Source organism: bacterium, assembly GCA_009926305.1.
Lineage (GTDB): Bacteria > Bdellovibrionota_C > UBA2361 > UBA2361 > RFPC01 > RFPC01.
Genome location: RFPC01000069.1, coordinates 1 through 11,881, shown reverse-complemented (window position 1 = coordinate 11,881; position 11,881 = coordinate 1). Strand labels below are relative to the sequence as shown.

11 protein-coding genes are annotated in these 11,881 nt (G+C 43.7%); 10 read left to right on the top strand and 1 reads right to left on the bottom strand.

Annotated features, from left to right (window positions below; all coding sequences use genetic code 11):
* Nucleotides 1-280: 280 nt before the first annotated feature.
* From asnB to EBR25_10305, 5 genes are read left to right on the top strand one after another with little or no spacing between them, the layout of a single operon-like run.
* Nucleotides 281-1,993 carry an asparagine synthase (glutamine-hydrolyzing) gene (gene asnB, locus EBR25_10325; protein ID NBW41377.1) on the top strand — a complete coding sequence of 571 codons (1,713 nt, stop codon included), beginning with the start codon at nucleotides 281-283 and terminating at the stop codon, nucleotides 1,991-1,993.
* Nucleotides 1,990-3,102, top strand: coding sequence for a glycosyltransferase family 1 protein (locus tag EBR25_10320; protein ID NBW41376.1), 1,113 nt, complete (start codon nucleotides 1,990-1,992; stop codon nucleotides 3,100-3,102). The genes asnB and EBR25_10320 overlap by 4 nt, the downstream gene beginning before the upstream one ends.
* A gap of 12 nt (nucleotides 3,103-3,114) precedes the next feature.
* Nucleotides 3,115-4,065: a gfo/Idh/MocA family oxidoreductase gene (locus EBR25_10315; protein ID NBW41375.1), complete on the top strand. Its 951-nt coding sequence runs from the start codon at nucleotides 3,115-3,117 to the stop codon at nucleotides 4,063-4,065.
* 8 nt (nucleotides 4,066-4,073) lie between these two features.
* Nucleotides 4,074-4,709 carry a PIG-L family deacetylase gene (locus EBR25_10310; GenBank protein ID NBW41374.1) on the top strand — a complete coding sequence of 212 codons (636 nt, stop codon included), beginning with the start codon at nucleotides 4,074-4,076 and terminating at the stop codon, nucleotides 4,707-4,709.
* On the top strand, nucleotides 4,697-5,614 hold the full coding sequence (locus EBR25_10305) for a hypothetical protein (GenBank protein NBW41373.1): 918 nt from the start codon (nucleotides 4,697-4,699) through the stop codon (nucleotides 5,612-5,614). The genes EBR25_10310 and EBR25_10305 overlap by 13 nt, the downstream gene beginning before the upstream one ends.
* Here the strand turns inward: EBR25_10305 and EBR25_10300 are convergent.
* Nucleotides 5,608-7,269, bottom strand: a complete 1,662-nt coding sequence (locus tag EBR25_10300) for a hypothetical protein (GenBank protein ID NBW41372.1) — start codon at nucleotides 7,267-7,269, stop codon at nucleotides 5,608-5,610. The genes EBR25_10305 and EBR25_10300 overlap by 7 nt on opposite strands.
* Before the next feature lie 412 nt (nucleotides 7,270-7,681).
* On the opposite strand from EBR25_10300, the gene EBR25_10295 reads away from it, so the two are divergent.
* The 5 genes from EBR25_10295 to EBR25_10275 all read left to right on the top strand — a co-directional run.
* The gene (locus EBR25_10295; GenBank protein NBW41371.1) at nucleotides 7,682-8,833 is read left to right on the top strand and encodes a hypothetical protein; all 1,152 of its coding nucleotides are present in this window, start codon (nucleotides 7,682-7,684) and stop codon (nucleotides 8,831-8,833) included.
* Nucleotides 8,834-8,836: 3 nt separating this feature from the next.
* Nucleotides 8,837-9,607, top strand: coding sequence for a glucose-1-phosphate cytidylyltransferase (gene rfbF / locus EBR25_10290; GenBank protein ID NBW41370.1), 771 nt, complete (start codon nucleotides 8,837-8,839; stop codon nucleotides 9,605-9,607).
* Nucleotides 9,608-9,616: 9 nt separating this feature from the next.
* On the top strand, nucleotides 9,617-10,519 hold the full coding sequence (locus tag EBR25_10285) for an NAD-dependent epimerase/dehydratase family protein (GenBank protein ID NBW41369.1): 903 nt from the start codon (nucleotides 9,617-9,619) through the stop codon (nucleotides 10,517-10,519).
* Complete coding sequence (gene rfbG / locus EBR25_10280) at nucleotides 10,512-11,570, top strand: CDP-glucose 4,6-dehydratase (protein NBW41368.1); 1,059 nt, start codon at nucleotides 10,512-10,514, stop codon at nucleotides 11,568-11,570. The genes EBR25_10285 and rfbG overlap by 8 nt, the downstream gene beginning before the upstream one ends.
* A 4-nt stretch (nucleotides 11,571-11,574) precedes the next feature.
* The coding region (locus EBR25_10275; protein ID NBW41367.1) for a lipopolysaccharide biosynthesis protein RfbH at nucleotides 11,575-11,881 on the top strand (307 nt) is incomplete at its 3' end.

Below are 11,881 nucleotides of genomic sequence, written 5' to 3'. Positions count from 1 at the left end.
TGGGAGCAGTGGTGGCTACTCACTGGGAAATACCAGAGCCCCTGACTTTAGTCTTCTGACTGCCGTACACAAACCAATAGATGAAAAGCAGAGAAAAATGCCCGTGGCAAGAGCTGTTACAATTCTGTTTCCAAATCTCTCAAGACAATAACCATCTGTAAACACGCCACTTTTTTATCTCTCTGCACCGCTCCCCAGATAGCTTCAGATGCACCCTTTCACCATGATTTGTCATCTCAAGTGATGTATTTGTCTAACTCTAATTCTGTTCTGGAAGCTTATGTGTGGGATTACTGGAATATTCAACTTTGGAATGCCTGTCGAGGAATCCGAAATTCGTGGCTTTACCTCATCTTTGAATCATAGAGGACCAGATGGTTCAGATGTAATGATCGATGGCGACCTTGCTCTTGGGCATACGCGCTTAGCAATTCTAGATTTAAGTGAGCAAGGAAAATGTCCAATGCCATATACCGCACCAGATGGCACCACTTATTGGATAACATTTAATGGCGAGATATATAATTTCATTGAAATAAGAGACAGACTTAAGGACGCAGGCTATCAGTTTCGAACACAAACTGACACTGAAGTAATCGTTGCTGCCTATATTCACTGGGGTGAAAACTGCTTACTGGAATTCAATGGCATGTGGGCTTTTGCCATTTGGAACTCTCGCTCTCGAGAGCTCTTTCTAGCAAGAGATCGATTTGGAATTAAGCCTCTATATTTTGAAGTAAGCTCCCGATTTACATTCGCCTCTGAGCTTAAAGCTTTTCGACACTTACAGAACTTCACAACAAAACTTAATGATCAGATGGCGGGAATAGCTCTTACTCAAAATGTATCATTCGAGGGGAATTATTCAGAGACGTTGCTTCAGAATGTCCACCGGCTCAGGGCTGGACATTACTTAAAAATAGGGACCAACGGAAAGATTGAGATATCGCAGTGGTGGAACACTGCTGACCATATCATACAAATAGAAGACAGTTACGAAGACCAAGTACAAATGTTTAAAGAGCTCTTCTTCGACTCTGTACGACTACGCTTGCGCAGCGATGTTCCTGTTGGAACCTGTCTCAGTGGTGGAATCGATTCCAGCTCTGTGGCATGCACCATAGCGGAAATCCAACAGCAATCCGGAACATGCGAGCGGCGACAGTCCGACTGGCAAAGGACCTCCATAGCTACCTTTCCAGGAACCATGGTTGATGAGCGCAAATACGCTGACCAAGTAGTGAAACACATCGGAGCATCCCCGCAATACTGGATCTTTGATCCAGACGAAGCTGTGAATTACGTGGTCGAGTCAGTCTGGGCGATGGATGACCTCTCCGGGGCAATTGCGGTACCGGTTTGGGGCGTTTATAGAAATCTGAGGCAGCATGGTTCGGTGGTGAGCCTAGATGGACACGGAGGGGATGAGTTACTAGCAGGATATGCTTGGCAACTGGACTATAGATCTTCTGAATTGAATAGCCATTTATATCGAGAGTTTCACCATGACATTCTTCCAGGAATTTTAAGAAACTACGATAGATGCTCAATGGCACATGGCGTAGAAGTTCGTATGCCCTTCATGGACTGGCGTCTCGTGACCTATGCTTTCTCGCTTCCATTTAGCAGTAAGCTAGGTGGTGGTCTTACAAAGCGTATTCTACGAGATGCCATGAAAGGAATCTTACCAGAAGGCATAAGAACAAGACGTTCAAAAATCGGTTTCAATTCACCTATGATTGAGTGGTTCAACGGAGGACTAAGGAACTTAATACTCGAACTAGTACATCATCCTCTATGGCTTCAATGTCCACACTTCGATGGTCCAACATTAGGAAAACAAATTGCCGAAAAGACTCGTAATGCTGCTTGGATACAGAAGGACTGGGGACTATCGCTGGAGGTTTGGACTCGATTGAGTTTTGTACTATGGCAGCTCATGTTCATAGAAAACGAGAGGCCTCATAGCCTTCAACAGGAGGTATCTCAATGAAATTCCTACAAATACACTCGTTTTATGATAACTATCTTCAAGACTTCTATTCGCTCCGACCTGAGCTTGTGCACCAGCCATGGAAACAGCAAGTAGATACAATTCTTGATGATGGATTCTCTGCCGCCCATCTTCATGCTCGAACACTAAAGAATGAGGGCTATACTACAAATACTATTATCGCAAATGCTTACTCGTCCCAGATACGCTGGGGGCTTGAGCATGGACTGGCGATGAATGAGCAGACGACCGAACAAGATATTGTACGTGCTCAAATAGAATATTTTAGACCAGAGATTCTGTACATATCACATCCTATTGGCTATGACTCAGCATTTATTGCTTCGCTCTCCTATCGTCCTCAAGTGGTTGTTGGATGGAGAGCTTCTGTCATACCAGAAGGGACCGACTTTCGCCTATTTGACGCAATTCTCAGTAGTTCAGATGCCTGTCGTAAAATGGCACTCAATCATGGCGCTCCAAGGGCTATAGCATTTCAACCTGGCTTTCCTGAATGGATGTTGGAACAACACTCTGGCATCACCAAGGATGTTGACGTTTTGTTTTCAGGAGGCTTTCATGAAACTTTACATAGTCGGAGAATAAACGCGCTCTTGGAAGTAGCCAAGGCTCCTCTAGGCTGGAAAGGAGAATTTTCAATTCATTATCACATTGGATATTGCCATAGAGAATCAGTTCCAGCTGGAGTGCTTATGTATGACCGAGGGGCCCTGTGGGCATCTGAGATGCACAAGGCACTCGCCAGCGCACAGATTGTTCTCAACATTACTGGAGATATAACAGACGGAGCTGATGGCAACATGCGAATGTTTGAGGTCACCGGGGCGGGGTCTTTACTCCTCATGGACCACCACGACACTCTAACACGCTATTTTACTCCTGGAGAAGAAATTGAGACGTTTCGCTCCCATGAGGAGATGATAGAAAAAATCTACTTTTACTTGAACAATAGGGAGAGGGCTGAAACTATTGCTAAAAAGGGGCAGGAGAAGTGTCTTAAATTACATGGTATGCGAACGAGGGCTCGTGAGTTTAAATTAATCATGGAGGAGCTTCTGGAAACACAAGTACTCCACCACTCTGCCTGATAGGGAAAGCATATGGACACAAAACATTTTGCCTTTATTGGGGCTGCTGGATACATCGCTCCCAGACATTTAAAAGCCATAAAAGAGACAGGCAACTCTCTAGCCGTGGCGCTAGACAGCCATGATAATGTTGGGATACTGGATAGCTATTTCCCAGAGACCGCATTTTTTACAGAGTTTGAACGGTTCGATAGACATGTGAATCGGATGCAAAGCAAGGGGCTACACCTTGATTACACGAGCATTTGCTCCCCAAACTATCTCCATGATGCTCATATTCGATTTGCACTAAAAAACGATATGCATGCCATCTGTGAGAAACCGCTTGTGATTAATGCGCGTAATCTTGATTCACTCGTCGAGCTTGAAGAAAGTACGGGGAAAAAAATTTATACTGTTCTACAGCTACGCTTACATCAAACAATAAAAGAACTAAAACGGAGAGTGGAGTTTGAATCTCGAGACTCAAAGTATGATGTTGATTTGATGTATATTACATCTCGAGGTAAATGGTATGATTATTCTTGGAAAGGAGTAGCCGATAAGTCGGGAGGTGTCAGTACGAATATAGGAATACATTTCTTTGATATGCTCGGATTTGTATTTGGGGAACTTCAGCAGTCAGTAACACATGTTTCAGAACCAAGAAGAGCTGCTGGGTTCTTAGAATTTGAAAAGGCACGTGTAAGATGGTTTTTATCGATTAATCGTAGAGATTTACCAGAAATAGCGTTGAGAGAAGGAAAGTCCACCTTTCGCTCAATTACTATTAGTGGGAAGGAGCTGGAGTTCTCCGAGGGGTTTACGGATCTTCATACCGAAACCTATAAAGAGATCATGGCTGGCAATGGCTTCGGAATAGAGCATGCCCGGCCGTCAATCGAAATTGCAACATCTATTCGTAACGCCGTTCCAATCGGTCACAAAGGAGACTTTCATCCGTACTTGAGCTCGTTTGTTTAAGGAAAGGAATGTTTGAATCAAAGAAGAAAGTCCTCATTTTAGCGCCACATACAGACGATGCAGAATTTGGTGCAGGGGGCACTCTCCGCAAATTCATTGAATCTGGTTCTGATGTTCACATAGCAACATTTTCAAATGCTGTTCAGTCACTTCCCGTTGGATATCACGCTGAAACACTACTCCATGAGTCTGAGCAAGCTGCTAATATTCTGGGCATACCAGAGGCAAATAGGCGTTACTACGACTTCAATGTCCGCTACTTTCCCAGCGTCAGGCAAGAGATTCTCGAAGTACTCGTAAAAATTCAACGTGAACTTGAACCTGATGTAGTTCTGGTTCCTTCAAGGCTTGATATACATCAAGACCATCAAACTATTGCTCAAGAGGGATTTCGTGCGTTTAAGCTTACGACGATTCTTGGCTATGAATTGCCGTGGAATACGATTGAGACTCGCTCTCACCTTATTATTCGCCTCGATGAAACCCATATAAACTGTAAGGTAGAAGCCCTAGGCAAATACGAATCTCAGCAACATAAGCCCTATGCGTCAGAAGACTTTGTGAGGGCTTGGGCACGAAGTCGAGGAGTAACCGTTTCCGCTACGTATGCGGAGGCATTTGAGGTGTTAAGATGGGTAGTCTGAATAAAGCAACTCAAGCGAGTGAGATAGCAAGTTTCCTCCAAACGGAGCTTATTGGAAATGATATACCAATAATCAATGCTCGTTCGCTTGATAAAGCAGACAGGAATTCAATCGTGTTCTGTCAAGAACCGACAGAGCCAAGACTGAGTTTATTGGAGGGATTAAAAGACATTTTTGTCCTCATTACGGAGATGCCAAATACAGAGGTTAGCTTCACATATTGTCTCTGTGAGAATCCTCGTCTTCGATTTGCTGAGGTGCTACATCAGTTTTTTGTTTCAAAATCTGCGCCTAAAATTGCAAAAACCGCAGTCATTGATCCTAGTGCGGTTATAGCTGATGGAGTCTCTATTGGAGAATACTGCGTAATTGGTGCCGGAGTACAAATTGGGAAAGATACATCTATAGGTGATTTTGTAAAAATTGCAGATTCGGTCGTTATTGGCTCACATTGCCACATAAAAAGTGGATGTATTATTGGCGAAGAAGGATTTGGATTCGAATTTGATGAGAGCGAAACTCCCCTTAGAATTCCCCATCTTGGTAGCGTAATCATCGGTAATTACGTTGAAGTTGGATCATTAACGGCCATAGCTCGAGGCACACTCGATGACACGGTGCTTGAAGATTATGTAAAAATTGACGATCATGTATTTATTGCTCATAACGTCCACATCGGAGAAAAGTCTCTTATTATCGCTGGAGCTGAGGTAAGTGGTAGCGTAAAAGTTGGAAAGCGCGTCTGGATTGCCCCCCAAGCCTCAATTACTCACAAAACTCAGATTGGAGATGACGCCTTAATTGGAATAGGCAGCGTTGTCATTAAGCCAGTAGCTGAAAACACGATTGTCGCTGGCAATCCAGCGAAGCCTTTGCGAACTCGAAAACCAAACACATCTCAGTAAGTTGTAAAAAAGTCTCTTAGTGCCTTCTCGGACGAGTTTATGGCACGCGCTTCGTTAATGAACAGTCTGATCTTATCGGCAAGGCTCATCACATTATTAACTGCACATATTTCGGCCCAGAATTCGAACTGCTCAAGTATCCCGCGTTGAGGTTCAACTTGAATACTTCTACGATATCCTGGTGGCTGCTGAAATAAGTATTCCCCGAACTGCACTCTTTTCGAGTCATCCCCCAAGACAAGACAAGCCAGCCAATTGATTCGCTCACGTTCCATACGCCTCATATTTGGAAAACTGCTCAGCATGGTACGCACCGTATCTTCATTTTGGGAAATGAGGCAACAAAGCGTAAAGTATGTCCAGGTAAGCGGATCTGGTTCCAATGAGCCCATCACCTGCGTAGTATGCTCTATATCTTGCGCAAAACATTTAATGGCCTCCTCGAGTTGGCCAAGTTGTAGGTAAACATTTCCCAGACGAAAGCGCTGCTCAGAGGAATAATTACAAAAACTATGCGATTCCTCATACAACTCTATCGCGCGGATAAAATTTCCGCTCAACTCTTGCTGTAAACCCTGCATAAGGAGCTCTCGGTCAAGAGGCTTAGAGTTAATTTGGATTGTTCCTTTAGCACCATTACACGCAACCTTTCTCAAGGGACTCGCAATGGTATCTTGAACAATCTCTTCTCCTGCTCTTAAGTCTTGAATAAGATCATAGTAATCTCGTATCTGGGTTCTATGCGCTTGCGTATGGTTGTTATGGACCAACTCATAGCCTGCCTTTGTAATTTCCATTAACTGCTCTGGGCAGTCCAAGAGATGCTCCATTTTCTCAACCAGAGGTTTGCCAGACCCCATTACGCAATTGTGCATATCCTTAAAACCTAATTCATGGAGAACAGGAATTTCTTCCGTAACGAGACAAGCATATGACCCTGGGATCTCTAAATGCTTATTGACTAAGGTTTTTGTCATCCCTCCACAAGTTGCCACGAATTGTGCCGCATTAATCAACTTTGCATACGCTTCACCATACAAAGCTCTACTCGCTGTCTCCGGATCCCATGCTAAGTGTCTATCGGTAAGGGTAGGAATACGGGAAGAAATAAACTCTTTATTCTCTCTACGCCACGCATACTGCAGTGCATCACTGTTTCCGAGGAACAAACTTGGTATGACTTTATCAACACCATAGTCACGATATATTTGGGGTGCTATCGCAAAAGGCCAATAAAACATCTGAGAGCCCAGCTCTGGAGTATACTCTTCTGACGCAGTTACATAGGTAAAAAATGTATCTATTCCCCACCGTTCCATATCCACGAAAAAAGCTACCCTTGAATTACACATGGGATCCGCGCGAAGGAAACCGATTTTAGGTATATTCGGATGAGCCGATGTATTTGTAATTTGAAACTCTGGAGCCAAAAGACCATTGGTGCCACTTTCAAACATGCAGATATCTGGGCTGAGACGGTCACATATCTCACCATAGTCTCCGCTATCACTAACAACCTCTAGGTCAAAATGAATAGACAGGCCATCAATGAATATTCTATCGAAAAGCGCTTTTACGAATTGAGGGGCACGATCTAATGGCCAACGAAAATAGAGAAGCTTAGGTTTTTTTTCCAGATTTTTCATGCAACTCATTCAGCATATGAACAACGAAAGGAGTGATATTGCCTCATCAGCATCGTTCATCGACACTGTTCCATAAGATGCAGTCTCACCGCTACTAGGGACCAACCTTTTTAGTCCCTTCTTGATAAACACAAGCCCCTCACCTTCATATTCCACCAAAAAATAGTATTGAGCACCCAGCCATTACAGTTAAGTGCTGGATTGATTTTCATTCTAGCTACATTTTAGGAAACTATTTTCAAATAATGTTTTGGTGCTAGGACACGGGGGGATTTCCTCTTCTCGTAAGTAGCCGTAGCAGTCATACTATGTTCGAGGAACGGATTTATACCTCATTTAGCAAAAACCTTTTGTGATTCCAATGACCTGGCAACTGCATCTCAATTGGAGAGTTGATTATTAGCATCTTTCAGGGTGGTCTATGGCAGAAAATATGAATTCGCCGGAGGGTCCTATCCCCTTTCCTGAGGGAGGAGCATACCTTATTGCGGGATTACCACCAGGCAACTCTGGCTCTGGAAGATTCTTTCGAGTTCTGTTTCAACATGCAATCGACTGCGGCTTTTCCGTCATTTCTCCTTTACCAGGACAAGAATTTACGGCGGTAGAGCGCGAACAAATAAGGACTATCAGCAACTCGACAATAGTCATCGCGCACCCACAATATCTCGGCCATCGGTTGGTTGAACAACTGATAGAAAGCAACTCCGACATTCGCTTATATGTACTGGATAATGGATTCTTCTGCCTGCAGTCGTATAATCATATAGCTGGAGAAATGCGCGAATGCCTGGAGTGTCTAGGAAATCCTAGAAAGGTACTTCCAATTTGCAGGTCTCATCCCCTCCCTTATCCAGTTCCAGAAAACATGGAATTCCTTCTATTCCTTCAGAAAAATGCCCATAAAATTAGCTTTTTCTGCCAGACACGAGGGCAGGAGTTAATGCTCAAAAAACATTTCGGGGAGACAACTCGGACCACAATTGTCGGCATGTCAACTAATGAATGTGTTGTTACAGATGCTGATTCTCAGCCTAATGAGAAATTTGACCTTGTCTATCATGGCGCAACTCACTCAGCAAAGGGTGTGTTATACGCTATTCAACTCGCATTTTTAATTCCTGAGCTTCGCATACTCTTCCCGTGTCCCGTAAATGAAATTTACGATCTGATAGGTGGCCCAAGAGTCCCTCTTTCAGAAAACTGTATTTTCAGGCCCATGACTTGGGAGAATGGTCTCAAGGAGCATGTTACACATTGTAGGATGGTTCTGGTCCCCAGTCTGTGGTCGGCTCCAGTTGAAGGCAGTCTTATTAAGTCAATATTCTATAATGGAAGAGTAGGAGTTGTTGATACGGCATTTGGCTTTCACCATGAGATACCGGAACAATTTGTTTGCAGACTCACTCCCGATCTGAGAGTAAGTGCTGATAAGATTCGCCAATTAATCGATACCCCCATCCCGAGAGAAGAAGCACGAAAATGGAGCCAGAGCTTCAACAACTCTGTGCATCTGAACAAAATATTTGAGGCTGACTGCTCAGCCAAGGAACATATGAGTCAGAGAGGATAATTCATGAAAGTTGTGATACTTGCAGGAGGCTATGGTACTCGACTAGGCGAAATCACAGAACAGATACCAAAACCAATGGTATCCGTAGGTGGTAAACCAATTCTCTGGCATATTATGAAAATATATGCCCATTATGGTTTTAAGGACTTTGTCATCAGCCTAGGCTATAAGGCTGATGTGATTAAGCATTACTTCTATAACTACAAGTCGCACTCAAGCGACTTCACCATTGAACTTGGCTCTGGCGATATCACTTTTCACAATACCAATGAAGAAGCCGACTGGAAGGTCACACTTGTTGATACAGGGCTGAACTCCCTGAAAGGAGCTCGTTTGAAAAGAATCGAGCGTTATCTCGATGACATCAACATGGTTACCTATGGCGATGGTCTCTCTGATATTTCGATTCCCGATCTCATTACATTTCACAATCAGAAGGGTAAAATTGTTACCATCTCAGGAGTGCATCCTCCAGCAAGATTCGGCGAACTGATCGAAGAAAATGGCACACTGCTAGAATTTCAAGAAAAGCCTCAGACCTCATCTGGCCTAATCAATGGAGGCTTTATGGTTTTTGATAAAATGTTGCTTAACTACCTGACGCCAGACGAGTCATGTGACCTGGAATATGGAGCCTTTGACACCTTAACTGCTGAAAATCAAATCTCTGTGTTTAAACACACTGGGAATTGGGAGTGTGTTGACCATGAACGAGATCTCAAACATATGAATAAACTTTGGAGTGAGGATAAGGCATTCTGGAAGGTCTGGTGAGCTTGAATTATGAAACGCAAGATTCTAATCATTGGAGGAACCGGATTCCTTGGCAGTCACTTAATACGTGAGTTCCTCCCTGATTGCGAAGTTTTTACAACTCTCAGAGCGAGTTCAAATACTTTCAGAATCAAAGACATCCTTGATTCGGTAAAATTGATAAGGCTCGACGAGCAGTCAATTTCCTTAGCTGTAGAACAGAATCAATTCGATGTTATCATCAATGCCGCAGTACAATACCAGCAGAAAGAGGGAGCAGCTCTAGCAGATTTGATAGAAGCAAATATTTTGCTGCCTATTAAAGCGCTTGAGGCTGGCGCCCGAAGTGGATGTCACTGCTTTATAAACTCGGACTCTTTTTTCTCAAGAATCCCTGATCCCTATCCATATCTTGTAGAATATCGACTCTCTAAAAAACAACTATTTTCTTGGCTGGAACTGTATGCCTCCCGAATGTATATTGCGAATATGCAAATTGAACACATGTATGGGCCATCTGATTCTCAACAAAAATTTCTCCCCATGATGGCAAAACGAATTGCCTCCAACACACCAACCATTGAGCTCACTCCCGGTCTCCAAAGCCGAGATTTTATCCATGTGCACGATGTGGCTCGAGCCTTTCGTTATGTGGCCTTACAATCGAAGTTGCCACGTTTTGGTCTTCATACCTTTCAGGTCGGGACGGGAGTGGCTCATAGCATAAAAGAAACTCTGACTTTAGCTGCTCAAACTGTCGGAAGTTCATCGGCTCTTGAATTTGGCAAGTTGGAATATCGTGAAAATGAGTGCATGGAGTCCATAGCGGACATAGGACCTCTAAACAATTTGGGCTGGTCAGCCACTATTCCGTGGGAGCATGGTATTAAGAGAATAGTCTTAAATTATAAGAATGAGGCAACTGATGATTAATCGAGAGTTCTGGAAGGGACGTCGTGTTTTTCTGACGGGACATACTGGCTTCAAAGGCGCATGGTTAACAATGTGGTTACATCACCTTGGAGCTCAAGTTGCAGGCTACGCTTTAAAAGCACCGACAACTCCATCACTCTATGAACTGTGCTCCGTAAGCTCTCTGATTGAAACCGAGCATCATGCCGATGTTAGAGACTTAGAATGCCTCAATAAAGCAGTACAAGAATTTCAACCTGAAATTATATTTCATCTTGCTGCCCAATCACTTGTTCAGGAATCCTATCAGACTCCCGTGGATACGTACTCAACAAATATAATGGGCACAGTACATGTGTTAGAATCTATTCGTCTTTCCAAATGTGTTAAGGCAGCCATAATGGTGACTTCTGATAAGTGTTATGAGAACAAAGAATGGATATGGGGGTATCGTGAAAACGATCGACTGGGTGGGTTCGATCCATATTCAAATAGCAAGGCGTGTGCTGAACTTGTGACTTCAGCATACAACCAATCGTTCTTCAACGGAGATACGCCTGCCATAGCGAGCGTAAGAGCGGGAAATGTTATCGGAGGCGGAGACTGGGCAGAAAATCGACTTATCCCTGACTGCATCAGGGCTTTTCTCAAAAGTGAAAAGGTTATTTTGAGAAATCCTAGCGCTATACGTCCCTGGCAGCATGTCCTAGAGCCACTGTCCGGCTATCTCTTACTTGCCGAACATCTCCTAAATGATGGCGAAAGATTTTGTGGCGCCTGGAACTTTGGTCCAGGAGATGAAGGCGTTCGGCCTGTAAGCTGGATTGCAGAAACACTTGCTGAATTGTGGTTTGAGCCAGCACACTGTAGCTATGACTCAGACTTAACCTTGGGGCATGAGACAACCTGCCTCAAGTTGAGTTCGGGAAAAGCCCGCGAGCAACTTCATTGGAAACCTCGATGGGATGTAGAAGTTGCCATAAAGAAGATTATCGATTGGACACAAGAGTTTCGGAATGAAGAAAATATGCTTTCCTACTCTATCCAACAAATTAAAGAGTACATGGAGTAGTTGAATGAGTCATTCTGAGCAAGAGCTTCGAAAAAAGATTGTGGGACTTGTAAAGGAATATCACGATGTAGCCTTTGCGCCGAGACCATTTGCTCCAGGGGTTAGTCCAATACCAGTTTCTGGTAAAGTATTTGATCATCTTGAAATAGAATATCTCATCGATTCAAGCCTGGATTTCTGGCTTACCACGGGCCGCTTTGCAGAGGAATTTGAGAAAAAATTCGCGGATTTTTTTAATCTCCGATTTGCGAGACTGGTAAATTCAGGATCGAGTGCTAACCTGCTTGCTCTAGCGGCACTTACCTCCCCTT

Bases quoted from the DNA above. Each gene is read 5' to 3' on its own strand.
- asnB (NBW41377.1), top strand. From the start codon at position 281: ATGTGTGGGATTACTGGAATATTCAACTTTGGAATGCCTGTCGAGGAA.
- EBR25_10320 (NBW41376.1), top strand. From the start codon at position 1,990: ATGAAATTCCTACAAATACACTCGTTTTATGATAACTATCTTCAAGAC.
- EBR25_10315 (NBW41375.1), top strand. From the start codon at position 3,115: ATGGACACAAAACATTTTGCCTTTATTGGGGCTGCTGGATACATCGCT.
- EBR25_10310 (NBW41374.1), top strand. From the start codon at position 4,074: ATGTTTGAATCAAAGAAGAAAGTCCTCATTTTAGCGCCACATACAGAC.
- EBR25_10305 (NBW41373.1), top strand. From the start codon at position 4,697: ATGGGTAGTCTGAATAAAGCAACTCAAGCGAGTGAGATAGCAAGTTTC.
- EBR25_10300 (NBW41372.1), bottom strand. From the start codon at position 7,269: ATGAGTTGCATGAAAAATCTGGAAAAAAAACCTAAGCTTCTCTATTTT.
- EBR25_10295 (NBW41371.1), top strand. From the start codon at position 7,682: ATGGCAGAAAATATGAATTCGCCGGAGGGTCCTATCCCCTTTCCTGAG.
- rfbF (NBW41370.1), top strand. From the start codon at position 8,837: ATGAAAGTTGTGATACTTGCAGGAGGCTATGGTACTCGACTAGGCGAA.
- EBR25_10285 (NBW41369.1), top strand. From the start codon at position 9,617: ATGAAACGCAAGATTCTAATCATTGGAGGAACCGGATTCCTTGGCAGT.
- rfbG (NBW41368.1), top strand. From the start codon at position 10,512: ATGATTAATCGAGAGTTCTGGAAGGGACGTCGTGTTTTTCTGACGGGA.